Annotated in this window: 16 protein-coding genes; 2 read left to right on the forward strand and 14 right to left on the reverse strand. The window is 75.3% G+C overall.

Features of this window, described 5'->3' with window-relative positions; genetic code table 11:
• Positions 1 to 46: 46 nt before the first annotated feature.
• The 11 genes from ACZLKG_RS09930 to dinB all read right to left on the reverse strand — a co-directional run bounded on the left by ACZLKG_RS09930 (position 47) and on the right by dinB (position 13,346).
• Positions 47 to 1,291: a peptidoglycan glycosyltransferase FtsW gene (locus ACZLKG_RS09930; RefSeq protein WP_425708696.1), complete on the reverse strand. Its 1,245-nt coding sequence runs from the start codon at positions 1,289 to 1,291 to the stop codon at positions 47 to 49.
• A complete protein-coding gene (murD, locus tag ACZLKG_RS09935) occupies positions 1,288 to 2,841 on the reverse strand; it encodes a UDP-N-acetylmuramoyl-L-alanine--D-glutamate ligase (RefSeq protein ID WP_463648632.1) in 1,554 nt (517 codons plus the stop codon). Before murD ends, ACZLKG_RS09930 begins: the two co-directional genes overlap by 4 nt.
• Positions 2,838 to 3,923 (reverse strand): phospho-N-acetylmuramoyl-pentapeptide-transferase, encoded by a 1,086-nt coding sequence (gene mraY, locus ACZLKG_RS09940; protein WP_425708698.1) that lies wholly within the window; start codon positions 3,921 to 3,923, stop codon positions 2,838 to 2,840. Before mraY ends, murD begins: the two co-directional genes overlap by 4 nt.
• The gene (locus ACZLKG_RS09945) at positions 3,920 to 5,377 is read right to left on the reverse strand and encodes a UDP-N-acetylmuramoyl-tripeptide--D-alanyl-D-alanine ligase (protein WP_463648633.1); all 1,458 of its coding nucleotides are present in this window, start codon (positions 5,375 to 5,377) and stop codon (positions 3,920 to 3,922) included. The genes mraY and ACZLKG_RS09945 overlap by 4 nt, the downstream gene beginning before the upstream one ends.
• On the reverse strand, positions 5,374 to 6,921 hold the full coding sequence (locus tag ACZLKG_RS09950; protein WP_463648634.1) for a UDP-N-acetylmuramoyl-L-alanyl-D-glutamate--2,6-diaminopimelate ligase: 1,548 nt from the start codon (positions 6,919 to 6,921) through the stop codon (positions 5,374 to 5,376). The genes ACZLKG_RS09945 and ACZLKG_RS09950 overlap by 4 nt, the downstream gene beginning before the upstream one ends.
• The gene (locus ACZLKG_RS09955; RefSeq protein WP_463648635.1) at positions 6,918 to 8,717 is read right to left on the reverse strand and encodes a peptidoglycan D,D-transpeptidase FtsI family protein; all 1,800 of its coding nucleotides are present in this window, start codon (positions 8,715 to 8,717) and stop codon (positions 6,918 to 6,920) included. Before ACZLKG_RS09955 ends, ACZLKG_RS09950 begins: the two co-directional genes overlap by 4 nt.
• Positions 8,717 to 9,142 (reverse strand): cell division protein FtsL, encoded by a 426-nt coding sequence (ftsL, locus tag ACZLKG_RS09960; protein ID WP_463648636.1) that lies wholly within the window; start codon positions 9,140 to 9,142, stop codon positions 8,717 to 8,719. The genes ACZLKG_RS09955 and ftsL overlap by 1 nt, the downstream gene beginning before the upstream one ends.
• Complete coding sequence (rsmH, locus tag ACZLKG_RS09965) at positions 9,139 to 10,278, reverse strand: 16S rRNA (cytosine(1402)-N(4))-methyltransferase RsmH (protein ID WP_425708703.1); 1,140 nt, start codon at positions 10,276 to 10,278, stop codon at positions 9,139 to 9,141. The genes ftsL and rsmH overlap by 4 nt, the downstream gene beginning before the upstream one ends.
• A 330-nt stretch (positions 10,279 to 10,608) precedes the next feature.
• Positions 10,609 to 11,040: a division/cell wall cluster transcriptional repressor MraZ gene (gene mraZ, locus ACZLKG_RS09970; RefSeq protein WP_425708704.1), complete on the reverse strand. Its 432-nt coding sequence runs from the start codon at positions 11,038 to 11,040 to the stop codon at positions 10,609 to 10,611.
• 498 nt (positions 11,041 to 11,538) lie between these two features.
• The gene (locus tag ACZLKG_RS09975; RefSeq protein WP_425708705.1) at positions 11,539 to 11,979 is read right to left on the reverse strand and encodes a DUF3040 domain-containing protein; all 441 of its coding nucleotides are present in this window, start codon (positions 11,977 to 11,979) and stop codon (positions 11,539 to 11,541) included.
• A 62-nt stretch (positions 11,980 to 12,041) separates the two neighbouring features.
• A complete protein-coding gene (dinB, locus tag ACZLKG_RS09980) occupies positions 12,042 to 13,346 on the reverse strand; it encodes a DNA polymerase IV (protein WP_425708706.1) in 1,305 nt (434 codons plus the stop codon).
• A 22-nt stretch (positions 13,347 to 13,368) separates the two neighbouring features.
• Between dinB and ACZLKG_RS09985 the strand changes: the two genes are divergently transcribed.
• Positions 13,369 to 14,211: a spermidine synthase gene (locus tag ACZLKG_RS09985; protein ID WP_425708707.1), complete on the forward strand. Its 843-nt coding sequence runs from the start codon at positions 13,369 to 13,371 to the stop codon at positions 14,209 to 14,211.
• 139 nt (positions 14,212 to 14,350) lie between these two features.
• On the opposite strand, the gene ACZLKG_RS09990 is transcribed toward ACZLKG_RS09985, so the two are convergent.
• The 3 genes from ACZLKG_RS09990 to ACZLKG_RS10000 all read right to left on the reverse strand — a co-directional run bounded on the left by ACZLKG_RS09990 (position 14,351) and on the right by ACZLKG_RS10000 (position 17,229).
• Complete coding sequence (locus ACZLKG_RS09990) at positions 14,351 to 14,557, reverse strand: cold-shock protein (protein ID WP_425708708.1); 207 nt, start codon at positions 14,555 to 14,557, stop codon at positions 14,351 to 14,353.
• A gap of 229 nt (positions 14,558 to 14,786) precedes the next feature.
• On the reverse strand, positions 14,787 to 16,088 hold the full coding sequence (locus ACZLKG_RS09995) for an MFS transporter (protein ID WP_425708709.1): 1,302 nt from the start codon (positions 16,086 to 16,088) through the stop codon (positions 14,787 to 14,789).
• 43 nt (positions 16,089 to 16,131) lie between these two features.
• Positions 16,132 to 17,229 (reverse strand): proteasome assembly chaperone family protein, encoded by a 1,098-nt coding sequence (locus ACZLKG_RS10000; RefSeq protein WP_425708710.1) that lies wholly within the window; start codon positions 17,227 to 17,229, stop codon positions 16,132 to 16,134.
• 186 nt (positions 17,230 to 17,415) lie between these two features.
• Here ACZLKG_RS10000 and ACZLKG_RS10005 point away from each other — a divergent pair, with 186 nt between their 5' ends.
• Complete coding sequence (locus tag ACZLKG_RS10005) at positions 17,416 to 19,713, forward strand: HelD family protein (protein ID WP_425708711.1); 2,298 nt, start codon at positions 17,416 to 17,418, stop codon at positions 19,711 to 19,713.
• Positions 19,714 to 19,718 lie beyond the last annotated feature (5 nt).

Genomic DNA, 19,718 nt, shown 5'->3' on the forward strand with positions numbered 1-19,718 from the left:
GACGTGGCCGGCGGTGCCGCCGCCGGCCAGCAGGACGCGCAGCGGATCAGCCACGGCCGCTCCTTCGCCGGGGCGCCGTCACCGAGCCCGTGCGTCGGGCGCTGCGCGAGCGCACGCGCAGCGCCTCGCGCGCGCCGGGCTCGGTGCGCGCGAAGCTGAGCAGCACGCCGACGCCGAGCAGGGTGGCGATGAGCGCAGAGCCACCGGCGGACACGAGCGGGAGCGGGACGCCGAGGACGGGCAGCAGACCGATGACGACGAGCATGTTGACGATCGCCTGCCCAAAGATCCAGGCGCCCAGGCCGGCGGCCGCGATCTGCACGAACGGGTCGTGGTGCCGGCGCACCACGCGGTAGATGCCGGCGGCGAGGACCGCGAACAGGGCGAGGACGACGAGGGTGCCGATGAGGCCGAGCTCCTCGCCGATGATGGCGAAGATGAAGTCGTTGTGCGCCTCGGGCAGGTACTCCCACTTCTCGCGGGACGCGCCGAGCCCGACGCCGGAGATGCCGCCCGAGCCCAGCGCCCACAGGCCGTGCAGGGGCTGGAGCCCGGCGCCGAGCGGGTCGGACTCGGTGAGGCCGAAGAACTGGGCGACCCGCTGGCGGCGCGAGTCCGAGGACATGATGAGGAAGGCGGCCAGGCCGGCACCGACGACGCCGACGACGGCGAACCAGCGCAGCCTGAGGCCGGCGACGAAGTAGGCGCCGGCGACGAGGACGACCATGATGGCAGCGGTGCCCATGTCGTGCCCCGCGAGGACGAGGGCGATCGCGGCGACCGACCCGAGGACACCGGGGATCGCGGCGTGCAGGAGGTTGTCCATCACCCGCACCTTGCGCGCGAGGACGGCCCCGAGCCAGATGGCCAGCGCGAGCTTGAGGAACTCGGCGGGCTGGATCACCTGCCCCGTGCCGGGCACGACGATCCAGTTGAGGTTGCCGCCCTGGCCGCGCGCGAAACCGGTGAAGATGAGGCTCTGGAGGGCGAGCCCGCCGGCGAGCAGCACCCAGGCCGCGCGCCGGTAGAACCCCGGCGGCAGGATCGCGGCGACGACCGCACCGACCACGCCGACGACGACGAAGAGCAGCTGACCGACCCACTCCTGGTAGGGCGAGCCGGTGTCGGAGATCGCGGTGACTGTGGAGGCGGACAGGCGCATGACGGCACCGAAGGCGACGAGCAGCGCCGAGGAGGCGGCGATGAGGTAGAAGCTCAGCGCCGGGTTCTCCTCGCGGCGGGGCTGGGCACGCTCCTGGGTGACGACCCGGCGCGCGGCGGTGGCGGTCATCGCTCCTCCTGCGTCGCGAGGGCGCGGACGGCGTCGGCGAACGCGCGCCCGCGCTGGTCGTAGGACCGGAACTGGTCCATGGAGGCGCTGGCGGGTGCGAGCAGCACGGTCTGCCCGGGCAGGGCGCGGGCGGCGGCGAGCCCGACGGCGCGTTCCATCACCGCCTCATCGTCGTCCCGGGTGACCTCGACGAGCGGGACCTCGGGTGCGTGTCGCGCCAGGGCGTCGAGCATCGGCTCGCGGTCCTTGCCGATGAGCACGACGTGGGCGAGCCGGTGGGCGTGGGCGGCGACGAGGTCGTCGAACCGGGCGCCCTTGGCCAGCCCGCCGGCGATCCACACGACCGAGCGCTCGGCGTGGGCGGACAGGGCGGCGTCGGCGGCGTGGGCGTTGGTGGCCTTGGAGTCGTCGACGTAGGTGACGCCGCCGAGGGTGGCCACGTGGGTCGCGCGGTGGTCCTCGGCGCGGTAGGCGCGCAGCCCGTCCCGCACGTGGTGGGGCTCGACGCCCGCGGCGCGGGCGAGCGTGGCGGCGGCGAGGGCGTCGAGGACGAGGTGGTCGGGGACGTCGCCCGGGCCGGCGGCGTCCCCGAGCAGGTGCGCGAGGTCGGCGACCTCGCCGAGCTCGGTGGCCGTCGTCCAGCGCCCCGGGCCGACGCGCTCGGCCAGGACGCCGTCGACGACGCCCACCTGGGACACGGCGGGCGGGCCGAGGGTGAGGCCGACGGCGCGGGCGCCCTCGGCCACGTCGGCCTCCTCGACCATGGTCCGGGTGACGGGGTCGGCCTCGGAGTACACGCACAGGCCGGTGACGCCGCGGTAGACGCGCGCCTTGTCCGCCCGGTAGGCGGCGTAGGAGCCGTGCCAGTCGAGGTGGTCGGGCGCGAGGTTGAGGCACACGGCGGCGAACGGGGCGAGGGAGTGCGTGGCGTGCAGCTGGAAGCTCGACAGCTCGGCGGGCAGCACGTCGGGCCCCGGCCCGTCGGCGGTGACGATCTGGACGGGCGGGGTGCCGACGTTGCCCACGGCGGGGGCGTCGAGCCCGGCGGCGGCGAGGATCGCGGCCGTCATGGTGACGGTGGTGGTCTTGCCGTTGGTGCCGGTGACGGCGAGCCACGGCGCGTAGCCGCCGCCCGGGCGGGGGCGCTGGAGCCGCCAGGCGAGCTCGATCTCGCTCCACACGGGGATCGAGAGCTGCTGCGCACGCACGAGCAGGTCGGACGTGGCGGGGATGCCGGGCGAGACGACGAGGACGTCGGGGTCCAGGCCGAGCGTGACCTCGGCGAGCTCGCGCGGCGTCGGGCCGGACGCGAGCACCGCGTCGGGGACCTCGACGGATGCGCCCTGGAGCGCCTCGTCGCGGCCGTCGGTGGCCAGCAGCGCGCCGACCCGGCCCTGGAGCGCGCGCAGGGCGGCGCGGCCGGACGTGCCGAGCCCGACGACGGCGACGCGGGCGCCCGCCAGGTCCCGCGCCTCGCGCTCGGCCCACCGGGCGCGAGCCGCGTCGCGGGCGGCGCCGTGCCCGGGCTGCGCGTCCTCGCCGGGCGTCATGAGACCGCGACCCACTCGCCGTAGAAGATGGCGAGACCCGCGGCGGCGCACAGCAGCGCGATGAGCCAGAAGCGCACGACGATCGTCACCTCGCCCCAGCCGGACAGCTCGAAGTGGTGGTGCAGCGGGGCCATCTTGAACACGCGCTTGCCGGTGGCCTTGTAGACACCGATCTGGATGACGTCGGAGATGACGACGGCGACGAACAGGCCGCCGATGACGACCCCGAGGAACTCGGTGCGGGTGAGGATCGTCATCCCGGCGAGCGCGCCGCCCAGGGCGAGCGAGCCGGTGTCACCCATGAAGATCTTCGCGGGGTTGGTGTTCCACCACAGGAAGCCCAGGCAGGCCCCGACGATGCAGGCGGCGATGATCGTGAGGTCGCGGGGGTCGCGGATCTCGTAGCACCCGGCGCCGGGCGCGTCGAGCACCTGGCAGGACTGGTTCGACTGCCAGAAGGCGATGCCCGTGTAGGCCGCGAACACGATGGCCGACGCGCCGGTGGCCAGCCCGTCGAGGCCGTCGGTGAGGTTGACGGCGTTGGTCCAGGCCGTGATGAGGAAGTTCGCCCAGATGATGAAGAGCACGAGGCCGATGCCGGCGCCCGCGAAGGCCAGGTCGAGCGGGAGGTCGCGGACCCAGGAGATCGCCGTCGATGCCGGGGTCCGGTTGTTCTCGGAGGGGAACTGCAGGGCCATCACCGCGAACGAGATCCCGATGAAGGCCTGGCCGACGATCTTGGCGCGCGCGTCCAGGCCGAGGGAGCGGGCCCGGGAGATCTTGATGTAGTCGTCGAGGAAGCCGATGATCCCCATGCCGACCATGAGGTAGAGCAGCAGCAGTCCGGAGACGTGCGGCAGCCGGCCGGCCGAGATGTTCGCGACGGCGTACCCGATGACGGTGGCCGCGATGATGATGACGCCGCCCATGGTGGGCGTGCCGCGCTTGGTCTGGTGGCTGGTCGGCCCGTCCTGCCGGATGAACTGGCCGTACTCGCGTCTCACGAGGAGCCGGATGAACGCGGGCGTGCCGAGGAGCGTGACGACGAGCGCCACGCCGGCACCAACGAGGACGGCTGTCATGGGCGCATCTTCTCGTCCCGGGCCGCCCCCGGCGCCGAGGCCCGGCCGCCGCCGGGTGTGAGAAGGTCCGCGACCTCCCACACGCCCGAGCCGCGCGAGCCCTTGAGCAGGACGGCGTCGCCGGGCCGGGTGATCTCCCGCACGCGCCCCGCGATCGCGTCGGGCGACGCGCCGGTCAGGTCGTCCACCTGGATTCCTGCGTCGCGCGCGGCGTCGGCCAGCGGGGCGGCCTCGGCCCCGACGACGACGACCGCCTCGATCCCGTGCGCGGCCAGCTCGGGCGCGAGGCCGGCGTGCTCGGCGGCGGACTCCTCGCCGAGCTCGAGCATGTGCCCGAGGACGGCGACCCTGCGGCGGCCGGGCGCGATCGCGCTCAGCGTGGCCAGGCCGGCGCGCATCGAGTCGGGGTTGGCGTTGTAGGAGTCGTCGAGGAGCAGGACGTCGCCGTCGAGCGTGGACACGGCGGTGCGGTGCGCGGACCTCGGGCCGGCGACGCGCAGCCGCGCGGCCAGCTCGGCCAGGTCCTCCCCCAGCGCGAGGCCGGCGGCGGTGGCGGCGAGCGCGTTGGCCACGTGGTGGGGCCCGACGAGGGCGAGCACGACCTCCGCGCTGCCGCGGTCCGTGCGCAGGGTGAAGACCGCGTGCCCGGCGTCGTCGCTGCGCACGTCGGTCGCGACGACGTCGGCGCCGGTGGCGCCCGAGGCGGAGAACGTGAGCACCTCGCCCGGTGCGAGGCGGGCCATCGCGGCGACCCGCTCGTCGTCGGCGTTGAGCACGGCGGTGCCGCCCGGCGCGAGCCCGGACACGAGCTCGGCCTTGGTGCGGGCGACGTTGTCGATCCCCCCGAAGTGGCCGAGGTGCGCGCGGCCGACGGCGAGGACGACCGAGACGTCCGGGGGCGCGACCGACGTGAGGTAGGTGAGGTTGCCGACCCGGTCGGCGCCCATCTCCAGCACGAGCGTGGTGGTCGCCTCGTCGGCGCGCAGGACGGTCAGCGGCAGGCCGACCTCGTTGTTCAGCGAGCCCGGGGGCGCCACGAGCGGTCCGCGCGGCTGCAGCAGGTCGACGAGCAGGTCCTTCGTCGTCGTCTTGCCGACCGAGCCGGTGACGGCGACGACGCCCGGCCGGCCCGAGCTGCGCAGAGCGGCGAGGGAGTGTCGGGCGAGATCGCCGAGGGCGTCGACGGTGTCCGGCACGACGACGAGGCGCGCGGGGTCGACGCCGTCCGCGACGGGCCGCGCCGGGTCGGTGACGAGGGCTCCGACGCCGCCCGCCGCGAGCGCCGCGGCGACGTGCGCGTGCCCGTCGGTGCGCTCGCCGGCGATGGCGACGAACAGGTCGCCCGGGCCGACGACCCGCGAGTCCTGCTGGGCGCCGCCGGTCACGTCCACGTCGTCGACGGCGGAGGCGGACCCGGTCGCGCGGGCGATCTCGGTCAGGCTGAGAGTGATCACGCCCCATCCTCCCCCGTGCCCGCCCCGCGCCGGGCGAGCGCCGCCCTCGCCTCCTCGCGGTCGTCGAGGTGGTGCGCGACGTCGCCGACCTCCTGGATCGTCTCGTGGCCCCGGCCGGCCAGCAGCACGGTGTCCTCGGGCGCGGCGGCGAGCACGGCGTGGGCGATGGCCTCCCGGCGGTCGCCGATCTCGACGACCGAGGTCCCGGCCACCGACCGGGCACCGGCGAGGATCTGGGCGCGGATGGTGGCGGGGTCCTCGGAGTGCGGGTCGTCGTCGGTGATGACGACCTCGTCGGCGAGGCGCGCGCTGACCTCGCCCATGAGGGGGCGCTTGACGGCGTCGCGGTCCCCGGCGGAGCCGGTCACGCACCACAGGCGGCCCTTCGTGGTGGGCCGCAGCTCGGCGAGCACGGTCTGCAGCGCCTCGGTGTTGTGGGCGAAGTCGACGACGACGCGGGGGCTCTCGGCGAGGACCTCCATCCGGCCCGGCACCGCGGGGCTGACCCCGCCGTGGTCCGCCAGGGCGCGGGAGACCTCCTCGGTTCCGTGGCCGGCGCGCAGGACCATGCCGACGGCGAGGGCCGCGTTGGCGACGTTGAACGCGCCGGGCATGTCGGTGGCCGTCCGCACGTCGCCGCCCGGTCCGGTGAGCACGAGCGTGCCGGGCGGCGCGGCCTCGATCCGCAGCCGGGCGTCCGCGGACCGGCCGAGGGTCCACACCTGACCGGGGCGAGCCCGACCGGCGTCGGCGGCGAGGCGGGCGCCCCAGGAGTCGTCGACGGTGATCACCCCGGTGCGCGACCGGTCCGGGGCGAACAGCCTGGCCTTGGCGGCGAAGTACTCCTCGACCGTGCGGTGCAGGTCGAGGTGGTCCGGGGTGAGGTGGGTGAACCCGGCGACGTCGAACGTCACGCCGTCGACCCGGCCGAGCATGAGCGCGTGGGAGGAGGCCTCCATGACGAGGTCGGTGACCCCGGCCTCCGCCATGGCGGCGAGCATGGCGTGCAGCTCGTCGGCCTGCGGGGTGGTCAGGGCGGCCGGCACGGAGGTGCCGGCGACCCGGATCTCGACCGTGCCGATGAGCCCGGTGGTGCGGCCGAGCGCGGTGAGCACGTGGTCGACCATGAACGCGGTCGTCGTCTTGCCGTTGGTGCCGGTCAGGGCGAACGTGCGCAGGCGCTCGGCGGGGCGGCCCCAGGCGAGAGCGGCGACCGGGCCGACGACGGCGGCGACGTCGTCGACGACGACGAGCGGGACGCCCGGGTCTCCGCCGGCACGGGCGAGCCGGGCGCCCTCGGGATCGGTGAGGATCGCGGCGGCCCCGCGCGCGACGGCGTCCGGGGCGAAGCGCGCGGCGTGGTGCCGGGCGCCCGGCCGGGCGACGAACAGCTCGCCGCCGATGATCCTCCGGTTGTCGGCGACCACGCCGGCGACCCGGGTGCCGGCGCCGGGCGCCGGCCCGACGAGGTGCTGCTCGGCAGCTCGCGTGAGCTCGGCGAGGTCGACGGGCGCCACGGAGCTCGGCCGTAGCGAGAAGGTCACTGGGGCCCCCACTCCACCCCGGGCTCGAGCGGCAGGTAGGGGGCGGGCTCCGTCGAGGGCGGGACACCGAGGTGGGACATCGCGACCTCGGCGACGTCGGAGAAGACGGGGGCGGCCACGCGCGAACCGTACGACGCGCCGTCGGCGTTGTACATGACGACGCCGATGGCGACCTCGGGTGCGTCGGCGGGGATGACGCCGATGAACGTGCCGACACGTCCCGACAGGGGGCCGTTCTCGTCCGGGACCTGGGCGGTGCCGGTCTTGCCGGCCACGCGGTACCCCTCGACGGCGGCGAGCTGGGCGGTGCCCTCCTCGGAGACGGCGCCCTCCATCATCGCCAGGGTGTCCGCCGCGCTCTCCTCGGAGACGACCCGCTGGCCGTCGAGGAGCGGGGTGGGGGTCATCGTGCCGTCGACCTCCTCCACGGCCTCGACGACGTGCGGGTCCATCCGGACCCCGCCGTTGCCGATCGTCGCCGCCGTCGAGGTCGACTGCAGGAGCGTGAGCGCCAGGCCCTGGCCGAACATCGACGTGTAGTTCTGCCGCTCGTCCCAGCTCTCGTAGGGGGCGAGGATGCCGGACGACTCGCCGGGCAGCTCGATCCCGGTCCGCTGGCCGAGGCCGAACCGCTGGAGGTAGTCGTACCGGACGTCGATCGGGACCGTGTCGCCGATCTGGACGAGCCCGGTGTTGTAGGAGCGGGCCAGCACACCGGCGGTGGTGAGGGTGACCGGGTCGTGCGAGTCGTTGTCCCGGAACTCCTGCCCGTTGGGCATCGTGATCCGGTCCGGGGTCAGCCACTCGTCGTCGACCTCGACCCCGCCGGCGTCCAGGGCCATCGCGAACGTCGGGATCTTGCCGGTCGAGCCGGGCATGTACGGCGTGGTGACCGCGCGCGAGCCGCGGTCCTCGGGGGCCGAGTCCTGGTAGTTGCCCGGGTCGACGGTGTTGTTGTCGCACAGCGCGAGGATGCGGCCGGTGCCGATCTCCTCGACGACGACGGCGCCCCAGGCGGCGCCGTGCCGCTCGACGGCCTCGTCGATGATCCGCTGGCACTCGTACTGGAGGTTGCGGTCGATCGTGGTCTGGACGTCGCGCCCCTGGACGGCCGGGACGTCCTCGCGGGTGGCGCCGGGGATCACCTGGCCGTCGCGGCCGATCTCGACCGTCGTCGAGCCGTCGGTCCCGGACAGGACCTCCTCGTAGCTCAGCTCGAGGCCGGCGAGCCCGACCCCGTCGCGGCCGACGAAGCCGACGACGTTCCCGCCGGTGTTGCCGTTGGGGTACAGGCGGTCGACGGCGGCCTCGGGCTCGATCCCGATGATCCCGAGCTCGCGGATCTGACGCCACTGGGCGGGGCTGATGTCGCGGGCGATGTAGGCGAAGGTCGAGTCGCCGACCATGAGCGCGCCGAGCTCGGCGGGGTCGACGTCGAGGATCGGGGCGATGCGCTCGGCGGCGGCGGAGATGCCGGTGCCGACGACCTCCCCGTCCTCGTCGCGTGCCTCGTAGGAGGTGATGAGCTGCTGGTTGACGCCGAGGTTGTACGTCTGGACCGAGGTGGCCAGGACCTCGCCGTTCGCGTCGAGGATCTCGCCGCGCTGGGCCTGGATCGCGTACGTGCGGGTCCGGTTGTCCCGTGCGTCGCTCGCGAGCTGCGGGCCCTCGAGCGCCTGGACCCAGATGAGGCGGCCGGCGACGACGAGCAGGATCGCCAGGAGGACGACGAGCAGGAGGCGGGTGCGGCGGATCCAGTCGCGCGGGTCGGCGGACACCAGCGGCGAGCGTGCCATCAGCTGTTCTCCTCCTCGGTGGGCCCGCCGGTGACCTCACCGGTGCCGAGCTCGATGAAGTAGGTGGTCCCGGGGCGGCTCATGCCGAGCTCCTGGGCCTGCTCGTCGAGCGCGGCGGGCGAGCCGGCGGCGTCGAGCTCGATCTGGAGCGCGGCGACGGACTCCTCGACGAGGGCGAGGTCCATCTGCCGGTCGTGCAGGGCGTAGGCGGCCTCGGCCATGCGGATGTTGAGCACGAGGACCGTGGCGAGCGCGCCGAGCAGGATGAGCGCGAGGAGCGCGACGAAGGGGGCCCGCGAGCGCGCCGGCACCGGGCTGGGGACGACGGTGAGGCGGGTGGACCGGCGTGCGGCGGGCACCTGCGACGGCGCGGCCGCCCGACGCCGTGGCGTGCGGGACGGCCCGGGCAGGGGCTGTGCGCTCATCGATGGCTCCTCGGCTGCGCGGTACGCGCTTCGGCGGGTCGGTCGGCGGTGCTGTCGGTGGTGCGGCGTGCGGTGCTGCGTGCGGTGCTCGGGCCCGCGTCGGGTGCCGTGCGGCGCCGAGGGCCCGGGCGGTCCCCGCCGCGGGCCAGGTGCGCGGGGGTGGGACGCAGCCGCTCGGCGGCCCTCAGTCGGACGGCGCGGGCCCGGGGGTTGGCGGCGACCTCGCCGGTGTCCGCCTCCTCCGCGCCGCGGGTGAGCAGGCGCAGGTAGGGCTGGTGGGTGTCGGGGACGACCGGCATGTCCGGCGGGGCCGAGGTCGTGGCGCCGCGGGCGAGCTCCGCCTTGACGAGGCGGTCCTCGAGGGACTGGTAGGACTCCACGACGATCCGGCCGCCGACGGCGAGCGCCTCGACGGCCCGCGGCAGCGCACCGGCGAGGATGTCGAGCTCGCCGTTGACGGCGATGCGCAGGGCCTGGAAGGTCCGCTTGGCGGGGTTGCCGCCGGTGCGCCTGCCGGCGGCCGGCATGGCGGCGTCGACGACGGCGACGAGATCGGCGGTCGTCCGCAGCGGGTCGGTGGTCCGGCGCCGGACGATCTCGGCGGCGAGGCGGGGGGCGAACCTCTCCTCGCCGTACTGGCGCAGGATGCGCCGCAGCTCCCGCTCGTCGAGGGTGGCGAGCAGGTCGGCGGCGGTCGGGCCGGTCGTCGCGTCCATCCGCATGTCGAGCGGCGCGTCCTGGGAGTAGGAGAAGCCCCGCGCGGTCTCGTCGAGCTGGAGTGAGGAGACGCCGAGGTCCATGAGGACACCGTCGACCGCGCCGCCGGCGTGCTCGGCGACGACCTCGTCGATCTCGTCGTAGGTGGCATGGACGCCGGTGAACCGGCCCGGGTACCCGGCGAGACGCTCGGCAGCCAGCGCGAGGGCCTCGGTGTCCCGGTCGATCCCGATGACGCGCAGCTCGGGGAACCGGGCGAGCGCGCCGGCCGCGTGCCCGCCGAGACCGAGAGTGGCGTCGACGAGCACCGCCCCGGGGGCCTCGAGTGCCGGGGCGAGCAGGTCGAGGCAGCGCTCCAGGAGGACCGGCAGGTGACGGTCCTGAGTCGCGCGCGGCGCGGGCTCCGGCGTGGTGGTCATGCGGTCCTCCTCTCGGGTGTCTCGTGCTGAGGCGGTCGGGCTGCCTCGGTCGGGCCGGCGGAGCCGGACGGGCGGGTCCGGCTGCGGCGGGGCGGGCTGGCGGCACGAGCTCGGGGTGCGTTCCGGCTCGTACCGCCAGGACTCCCACCTCCGTCTCCGGCGCCGGGGAAGTGCGCCGGGGACGGGCGCACCGACGCCGGGGAAGTGCGTCGGTGCGGTGGGAGACCTCGCGGGGCGAGCTCCGGTGTGCCGTCACAGCTGTGCAGATGTGGGGTGGAGCGGGGTGGGGCGTCGGGGCGGGCAGGTCCGGGCGGGCGATGGTCGGGCGGGTCAGAACAGACCCGGGACCACCTCCTCGGCGGTGTCGGCGAACGACTCCTCCTGGGCGGCGAGGTAGTCGGCCCATGCGGTGGCGTCCCAGATCTCGATCCGGCTGCCCGCCCCGATGACCGCCAGCTCGCGGTCGAGCCCCGCGTAGCGGCGCAGGTTCGCCGGGATCGTCAGGCGGCCCTGCTTGTCCGGCACCTCGTCCGAGGCGCCCGAGAGGAACACGCGCAGGTAGTCGCGGGCCTGCTTCGAGGTGACCGGCGCCTGCCGGAGCCGCTCGTGCATCGACTCGAACTCGGCCGTGGGGAACGCGAAGAGGCAGCGGTCCTGCCCCCGGGTGAGCACGAGGCCGTCGGCGAGGTCCGTGCGGAACTTCGCGGGCAGTATCAGCCGGCCCTTGTCGTCCAGACGCGGTTCGTAGGTGCCGAGGAACATCGCGGCACCTCCCTCGTCGTCGCCCTGCCGCTCCCGTGACCACCACGTTACTCCACTTCACTCCACCGCGATAGCAGATTGCGCCGACATCCGACGCGTGTCGCGCGACTTCCCAGGTAATTCCTGGTGGTGGCCGGTGGAGGGAAAGTTCCCCGACGACGACGCCCCGCGCGGCACCGCCTCCTCGTGTGGTCCCGCCCGACCGGTGGTGCTCCGCACGGGCGCGGACGGATCGGTGAGATCCCGGCCTCCTGGCGGACGGGCGCGCGGCCGGCCGACGACACCGGCTGCGCGCGGGGAGCGAAGTGGGGCGCGAAGTGGGGAGCGACGTGGGGAGCGAAGTGGGGAGCGACGTGGGGGACGCGGCACGGGCACCCTCGGACGACCCGGCCGCCCTCGCCATGCACGACGACGGCCCCCGGTCCGCATCGCTGCGGGCCGGGGGCCGTCGGTCAGGCGTGCGGTCGCCGGCGCGTCAGTGCCGGGGACCGGGGTGGGTCAGACTCCGCGGCCCTCGCCGCGCTGCTCCCACTTCTCCTGCTGGCGTTCCATGAAGCTCTTGCCGCTGGTCGTCCGCCCACCGCTGGGGCCCGTGCCGTTCCCGGAGCCCGGGCCACGACCACCGCGGCCGCCCCGTCCACCGGGGCCCGCACCGGGCGATCCCTGGCCGGCGCGCGTGCCGGACCGCGCCGGCGACATGGCGAGGAGGACGCCGCCGACCATGGCGACGAAGCCGAGGACGCCGAGCCAGATCCACCCGGTGGCGACGCCGCCGACGAGGCCGCCGATACCCGCCAGGGCGACGAGCGCGCCGAGCGCGACCCGGCGCAGGTCGGGGCCGGCAGGGTCGCCGAGCGTCTCCGCCAGACGCGGGTCGTCCGCGTGCAGCTGGGCTTCCATCTGGGCGAGCATGCGCTGCTCGTAGTCGGAGAGTGGCATCCTGCCCCCTTCCTCGGCACCGGTCGGATCTCGGCTCGCGTCCGGACGGATCGCGACTGCTCTCAGGATAGGTCCTGGCGGGTGTCCTCGTCACGCGGGGGGACGCCGTCATGACCGGGCCGATCTCCCCCGTCGACCGCCCGACGCCTCAGCAGGGCAGCCGGAGCGAGGGCGGAGCGCCCGAACCGCTCGCGCACGGCGTCGAGCGCCTCCTCTGCGAGGGCCGCGCCCGGATCGTCGTCGAGCGCGAGCTGGAGGCCCTGACCTGCGGGTTCGAGCGTCTCGAGCCGCACGCCGAGCAGCCGCAGGCCCGCGCGCGGCACCTCCACCGTCCGCAGCAGGGCCCGCGCCGCGGCGGCGACGTCCCGCGCGAGCGACGTGGCGGCAGGCAGGCTCCTCGAGCGGGTGATCGTCGTGAAGTCGGTGAATCGCACCTTGATGCTCACGGTGCGCGCGAGCAGCCCGGCCGCGCGCAGCCGTGCCGCGGCGCCGTGCGACTGCTCGAGCAGCACCCGGTCGAGCTCGTCCAGGTCGCCGACGGGGTCGAAGAAGGTGTGCTCGCTGCCGATCGACTTCTCCCCCGCCCGTTCGGAGCGGACCTCCCGCGCGTCCGCGCCCATGGCGAGCGCATGCAGCCGCGCCCCCGCGGCCCTGCCCAGCGCCCGCTCGAGGTCGACCACCCGGGCGCGCGCGACGTCGCCGACCGTGTCCCAGCCGTGCCGCCTCAGCACCTCGGCCGACTTCTCCCCCACGCCCCACAGCGCGCCCACCGGTAACGGGTGGAGGAACTCGAGGGTGGCGTCGGCGGGGACGAGCAGCAGCCCGTCCGGCTTCGCGGCGCCCGAGGCGATCTTGGCCACGTGCTTGGTGCTCGCGACGCCCACGGATGCCGCGAGACCGGTCGCCTCGCGCACCCGGGCCCGCACGTGGGCGCCGATGGTCAGGGGCGGGCCGAGCCTGCGGACGGCCCCGCGGACGTCGAGGAAGGCCTCGTCGACGCTCAGCTGCTCGACGCGGTCGGTGACCGTGGCCAGCACCCCCATGACGGTGCGCGAGATCTCCCGGTACCGGGAGTGCCTACCGGGCAGGAGGACCGCCTGCGGGCACAGCGCCCGGGCCTGCGCGACCGGCATCGCGGAGCGCACGCCGTAGGCGCGGGCCTCGTAGGTGGCGGCCGAGACGACGCCGCGCTCGGGCCCGCCGACGATGACGGGACGACCGGCCAGGGAGGGGTCGTCCAGCACCTCGACGGCGGCGAAGAACGCGTCCATGTCGACGTGCAGGACGAAGGCCCCGGTGTCGTCGGTCCCGAACGGCGTGGGTCCGCGCCGGGGCGTCCCGCTGGCGCGGACGGGCTTGCGGCTCACGCCTCGACGCTAGCGTGAGCCTGTGACACCGCGACGCCGGACCGATCTCGCCCGCTGGCCGGAGCACCCCGTACCCACCACGTTCTCGGTGGCCGAGGTGGTGCCCGAGCCGGGCGCTCCGCACCGGGTGATGCTCCTGCTCGGCGGGTCGGAGTCCTCGTTCCTCGACCTCGAGGACCCGGCGTACCTGGAGTTCGAGTACATGCAGCACGTGCGCGCCGTCGTCGACGTCGCGCTGCCCCGCGACCGGGCCGACCGGCCGGGTCGCTTCGTCCACCTCGGCGGGGCGGCCTGCGCGCTGCCGCGCGCCCTGCTCGCGGACCGGCCGCGCTCGCGGCACCTCGCCGTCGAGCTGGACACCGAGCTCGCCCGGCTCGTCCGGGCGTGGTTCGACCTGCCCCGCTCCCCCATGCTCCGCATCCGCAACGCGGAGGCGCGCGCGTCGGTCGAGCACCTGCACCCGGGTTCCGCGGACGTGCTCGTCCGCGACGTCTTCGTCGACGCCGAGGTGCCCGAGCACGTGCGGACCGTGGAGTTCGTCCGGGCCGCGGACACCGCGCTCGCGCCGGACGGCGTGTACGTCCTCAACCTCACCGACTCCCCCGGGCTGCGCCGGGTCCGCGAGGAGCTCGCGGCGCTGGGCCAGGTGTTCCCCGAGGCCCTGGCCGTCGCGGACCCCGCGGTGTGGAAAGGCCGCCGCTACGGCAACGTCGTCCTCGTCGCCTCCCACCACCGGCTGGACGCGGCCGCGATCGACCGGGGCCTGCGCCGGCTGCCGTTCCCTGCGGGCGTCGTCACGGGCGGCGAGCTCGCCCGGATGCGAGCGACGACGCCGCCCCCCTACGACCCGCCCGCCATCGCCTGAGCCGGCACGGCGACGCCCGGCACGTCCGGCCCCGACCACGCCCGCCGGTGCGTCCGGCGCGCACCCGGGCCGGGCACGGCGACGGGGCCCGCACCCAGAAGGTGCGGGCCCCGCGAAGAGTATGGGTCGAGCGCTCGGGTCAGAGCGGGACGACGTTCTCCGCCTGCGGGCCCTTCGGGCCCTGGGTGATCTCGAACTCGACGCGCTGGGCGTCCTCGAGCGACTTGTAGCCGTCGGCCTGGATGGCCGAGAAGTGAACGAAGACGTCAGGCGCGTTGCCACCGTCCTGCTCGATGAAGCCGTAGCCCTTCTCGGAGTTGAACCACTTGACGGTTCCCTGTGCCATGTAACTGTTGTCCTTCCGGGACGTCGGGGCCCGACCCTGTGCCGGTCCCCACTTGCCGCACTGAATTCGTCCCACGTCCTTGCCGGAGCCGTGCCCCCCGACGGTCCTACCGACGACGGTCACAACAGGGAAACGCAGATGCAACAGGCCTAGCATGCCACGCCGGAGCCGTTCGTGCGCGTTTCTGGTGGAGAGATCCGCACGAGGCCCCTGCCGGGCGGCGCGGCGGTCAGCCGCGGCGCGGTGCGGACTCGGAACCGGGTCCCAGCCGCCGGGTCGCGAGCAGCAGGCCGGTGAGGCCGACGAGGACGACCGCGGCCTGGGAGGCCATCGCCACGCGGAACGCCTCCGGCCCCGGCGAGGAACCCCCGACGACGTCGAGCACCACGCCGACGAGCAGCACCGCGAGCAGGGTCGCGACGAAGCCGCCGCTGTTCGCCAGGCCCGTGGCCGTGCCGAGCCGGGAGCGGGGCACGTGCGCGCGCACGACGTCGAACGACACGTTGCTCGCCGCTCCGCCGAGGCTGAGGATCATCATGAGCACGGCGAGCAGCCACGCCGGGACGGGCGGCGGCACGAGGAGGACCACCGTCCAGGTCGTCACGGCGAGCATCGACCCCGTGACGACGAGGCGCAGGCGGAGGCGGGGGAAGCGGGCGGACAGCGTGCCGACGAGGAGCGCCGACAGCGCCATGGCCACCACCCCGAGGACGAGCACGGTCGACGCCGTCGCCGCGCTGTGCCCGTTGCCGGCGCGCATGTACGGCACGCCCCACATGAGCGCGAACGTGGAGACGAAGAACATCGTCGACCAGTGCGCGAACAGGCCCGCCCACACGCCGGGTTCGCGGGCGACCTCGCGCAGGGCGTGCCGCACGCCCGTGCGTCCGGCGGGCGGCGCCGCGGGGGCCGTCCGGGCCCGGCCGGGCGACCCGGGATCCGCGGCGGGCCGGTCGCGGACGACCACGAGCACGGCGATCGCGACGAGCACCCCGGTCGCGGCTAGCGAGAGGTGGGCCACGCTCCAGCCGCTCACGCGCAGCACCGCGTAGAACGGCACGGCGGAGACGACCTGGCCGAGCTGCCCGAGCGCCCCGGTCGCCTGGTTGACGAGCGGCACGTGGCGCATCGCGAACCACTCCGGCACGAGCCGCAGGACGGAGATGAAGGCCGTGGCGTCGCCCAGCCCGACGGCGACGCGCGCCGCGAGCGTGAGCGGCAGCACCGTGGACAGGGCCATGACCGTCTGCGCCGCCGCGAGCAGCAGGGCGCCCGCGACGAGGACGCGGCGCGGGCCCCACCGGTCGATGGCCAGGCCCACGGGGATCTGCGCGGCGGCGTAGGTGCCGACCTGGAGGACGACGAACGTCGACAGGATCGCGGGGCCGACGTCGAACCGCTCGAGCGCGGCCAGGGAGGCGACCCCGAACGAGCTGCGGCCCGCGATGGCGAGGATGTAGCACAGCACGGCGACGCCCCACACCGTCAGTGCGGTGCGGGGCGACGCGGGAGGGGTCAGCCGGGCCATCATCGGCCCCGTCCCCGCTGCTCTGCGGCTCCCGGTACGGTCCGGGTCACGCCTCCTCGGCGGGGTCGTCGTCCGAAGGCTCGTCGCCCGCCGGACCGTCGGAGACACGGCCGTCGGACGCCGGGTCGCCGGCCGCCGGGTCCTCGCCCGCCGGCCCGTCGCCCGCGCCGTCGTCGGCCCGCCCGGTCGCCCGGGCCTCGCCGCTGCCGATCTCGGGGACGCCCTGGTCGCGCCAGCCCTCGAGCGGGGGGCCGCTGGCGAGGAAGGCCTCGAGCTCGGCGCCGATCTCGTCGGCCGTGGGCAGCTCGGCGGCGGGCTCCTCGGTCGTCGTGCGCGCGACGGGGCTGCGGTCGTAGCGCTCCTCCAGGGCCCGCACGACCTGCGCGATCTCGGGGTTGGCCTCGACCTGGGAGTCGATCTGGGCGAGCACCTGGGCGGTGAGGGACTCCAGGTCGCCGACCGGGAGGGACATGCCGCTGGCTGTCGACAGCGTGCGCAGCAGGCTGGCCGAGGCCACGGGGTACTCCGAGCCGGACAGGTAGTGCGGCACGTGCACGGCCAGGCCCAGGACGTTCATGCCCTGCTGGGACAGGCGCAGGTCGAGGAGGGCCTCGGCGGAGCCGGGAGCCTGGAACTCCCCGACGAACAGGTTGGGGCCGGGCTCGAGCCGGCCGCCGGCGTCGCGGTCGGTGCCGTGCGTCGTGATCGCGGCGGGCCTGGTGTGCGGGACGCCGGCGGGCACGCCCTGCAGCCCGACGACGAGCTCGACGCCGTGCTCACGGACGATGCCGGCGACGGCGCGCGCGAAGCTCTCCCACGCGTGGTCCGGCTCGTGGCCGTGCAGCACGAGCAACGCCCGGCCCTCGTGGTCCCGCACGGCGTCGACGGCGAGCACGGGCTCGTCGTAGTCCACCCAGCGTCCGTCGGCGAAGGTCATCGCCGGGCGGCGCGAGCGCAGGTCGAGCAGCTGCTCGGTGTCGAAGGTCGCCACGCGCTCGACCGGCATGCTGGACAGGAGCTGCCGCACGGCGAGCTCCCCGGCGCTGCCGGCGTCCATGCCGCCCTGGAGGGCGTGCACGAGCACCGGGACCTCGCCGACGTGATCGGCCGCGGGCCCGCTGGTGTAGAGGGTCTCGTCGCTCATCGCGCCACCTTCCTGTCGATCGTCTCTGCCGGCGTCAACGCCGGTCCATCCTGCGTCATTCCCCGACCGGGAGCGGGACGTGCCACACCGCGTCCGGGGCGGACGGGGGTGCGGCGACCCGCGCGCGTGCACCACAATGGACGGTCGCGCGTGCCGACCCCGGGGCCGCGCTCTGGAGGAGGTCCGATGGCGCTGGACGAGCCGCGTGCCGACGTCGAGGCGGACGGGCCGGCCCACGAGGCGGCGTCGAGCGACGAGCTGCCGCGCGAGCAGGCTCGCGTGGACACCGTCTACGCCCGCCTGGACGAGCTGCGCGCCCAGTACCGTGAGCGCCTCGCGGACGTCCGGCGGGGCGGGTCGGTCGGGACGCACCAGATGCGCTCCGAGCGGGACGCGTTCGCCGCCCACTACTCGCAGGCCGTCGCCCGCCTGGACCAGGTCGAGGAGCGCCTCGTCTTCGGTCGGCTCGACCTGCGCGAGGGGCCGCCCCGGTACGTCGGGCGGATCGGCATCCAGGACAGCACCCGCAGCCAGCTGCTGCTCGACTGGCGCGCACCGTCGGCCCGGCCCTTCTACCAGGCCACCGCCGTGCACCCCGAGGGCGCCGTACGCCGCCGGCACCTGCTCACGCGCCGGCGCCGGGTGGTCGGCGTCGAGGACGAGCTGCTCGACGCCGAGCACCTGCCCGAGGACCTGCGGCTCGAGCTGCGCGGCGAGGGCGCCCTGTTCGCCGCGATGAACGCCGCCCGCACCGGGCGGATGAGCGACATCGTGGCGACCATCCAGGCCGAGCAGGACGAGGTCGTCCGTTCCCCGCTCGACGGGGTGCTCGTGGTCCAGGGCGGCCCGGGCACCGGCAAGACCGCGGTCGCGCTGCACCGCATCGCCTACCTGCTCTACGCCCACCGGGAACGGCTCGCCCGTTCCGGCGTGCTGCTCGTCGGTCCCTCCGACGTGTTCCTCACGTACGTCGAGCGCGTGCTGCCCTCGCTCGGCGAGACCGACGTCGTCGCCACGACGATCGCCGATCTCCTCCCGGGCGTGCGGGCCCGGGGCACCGAGACGCCCCGCGCCGCGCGGATCAAGGGCAGGACCATGATGGTCGACGTCGTGGGCCGTCTGGTGCGGCAGTTCCAGCGCGTGCCGCCCGAGGCCCGGCTCCTCGACGTCGAGGGCTCGACGATCCGCCTGGAGCCTGCCGACGTCCGGGCCGCGATCGGGCGCGCCCGCCGCGCCCACCGCACGCACAACGCCGGGCGCGAGACGTTCGTCCGGTCGCTGCTGCCGGTCCTCACCGACCGGTACGCGGCGGTGCGCGGCATCGACGACCCCGAGGAGCGCGCCGCGCTCATGGAGGACGTGCGCTCGTCGCGCGACGTGCGGGTCGCGCTCAACCTGTGCTGGATGCCGCGCACCGCCGCCGAGCTGCTGGACCGCCTCCTGTCCGGGCCCGAGCTGCTCGCGGCGTGCGCGCCCGAGCTGGACGAGGCCGAGCGGCGCGCGCTGCTGCGCCCGCGCGGATCGGCGCCCACGGAGGCCGACGTCCCCCTCCTCGACGAGCTCGCAGAGCTCCTCGGCCCCCACGAGGAGGCCGAGGACCGGGCGGCACGTGCCCGGGCCACGGCCGAGCGGGCGCAGGCCGTCGAGCTGGCGCGCGAGGCGATCGAGTCCCAGGACCTGGGCGACGGCATCGTCAGCGCCGAGATGCTGGCGGACCGGTTCGCCGCCGGCGGCCCGTCGCTGACGACCGCCGAGCGGGCGGTGGCCGACCGCTCGTGGACGTACGGGCACGTCGTCGTCGACGAGGCGCAGGAGCTGAGCCCGATGGCCTGGCGGATGCTCGCCCGCCGGGTCCCGGTGCGGTCGATGACCGTGGTCGGGGACCTCGACCAGCGCCGAGGCACCGAGCGCCCGGCGAGCTGGGCGAGCCTCCTCGGCGAGGCCGCCGGGCCGTCCCTGCGCGAGTCCGTCCTCACCGTCTCCTACCGCACGCCCGCCACCGTCCTGGACGCGGCCACGCGGATGCTCGCCCGCGCGGGTACGCCGCCCGCCCATCCGGTCACCGCGGCGCGCGACCTGCCCGGCGCTCTGGTCACGCGCAGGGTGGACGCGGACGGGCTCGTCGCCGGCGTGCTGGACGAGGCCGCCCGCGCGCTCACCGCTCTAGCCGGCACGGACGACGACGCCGGTCGCGTGGCGATCGTCGCTCCGCCTTCCGTGGTCGACGACGTCCGCGCCGCCGCACCGGACCGGGCGGGCACGGCCGAGGCGCTGCGCGGCCCGGACCTGCTCGGCGCACGCCTGGTGATCACCGACCCGGCGGGCGCCAAGGGCCTGGAGTTCGACGTCGTCGTGCTCCTCGAGCCGGCCGCCATGACCGAGGACGGGACCGGTGACCTCTACGTGGCGATGACCCGCCCGACCCGCCGGCTCGTCGTCGTCCACCACCGCGAGCTCCCCGCGGGCGTCCTGCCCGCCGACTGAGCCGC

This window comes from Georgenia sp. Z2081 (genome assembly GCF_055326445.1).

Excerpts from the sequence above, each read along its gene's own strand:
- ACZLKG_RS09930 (WP_425708696.1), bottom strand. The coding sequence starts at position 1,291 with ATGACCGCCACCGCCGCGCGCCGGGTCGTCACCCAGGAGCGTGCCCAG.
- murD (WP_463648632.1), bottom strand. The coding sequence starts at position 2,841 with ATGACGCCCGGCGAGGACGCGCAGCCCGGGCACGGCGCCGCCCGCGAC.
- mraY (WP_425708698.1), bottom strand. The coding sequence starts at position 3,923 with ATGACAGCCGTCCTCGTTGGTGCCGGCGTGGCGCTCGTCGTCACGCTC.
- ACZLKG_RS09955 (WP_463648635.1), bottom strand. The coding sequence starts at position 8,717 with ATGGCACGCTCGCCGCTGGTGTCCGCCGACCCGCGCGACTGGATCCGC.
- ftsL (WP_463648636.1), bottom strand. The coding sequence starts at position 9,142 with ATGAGCGCACAGCCCCTGCCCGGGCCGTCCCGCACGCCACGGCGTCGG.
- rsmH (WP_425708703.1), bottom strand. The coding sequence starts at position 10,278 with ATGACCACCACGCCGGAGCCCGCGCCGCGCGCGACTCAGGACCGTCAC.
- mraZ (WP_425708704.1), bottom strand. The coding sequence starts at position 11,040 with ATGTTCCTCGGCACCTACGAACCGCGTCTGGACGACAAGGGCCGGCTG.
- ACZLKG_RS09975 (WP_425708705.1), bottom strand. The coding sequence starts at position 11,979 with ATGCCACTCTCCGACTACGAGCAGCGCATGCTCGCCCAGATGGAAGCC.
- ACZLKG_RS09990 (WP_425708708.1), bottom strand. The coding sequence starts at position 14,557 with ATGGCACAGGGAACCGTCAAGTGGTTCAACTCCGAGAAGGGCTACGGC.
- ACZLKG_RS09995 (WP_425708709.1), bottom strand. The coding sequence starts at position 16,088 with ATGATGGCCCGGCTGACCCCTCCCGCGTCGCCCCGCACCGCACTGACG.
- ACZLKG_RS10000 (WP_425708710.1), bottom strand. The coding sequence starts at position 17,229 with ATGAGCGACGAGACCCTCTACACCAGCGGGCCCGCGGCCGATCACGTC.
- ACZLKG_RS10005 (WP_425708711.1), top strand. The coding sequence starts at position 17,416 with ATGGCGCTGGACGAGCCGCGTGCCGACGTCGAGGCGGACGGGCCGGCC.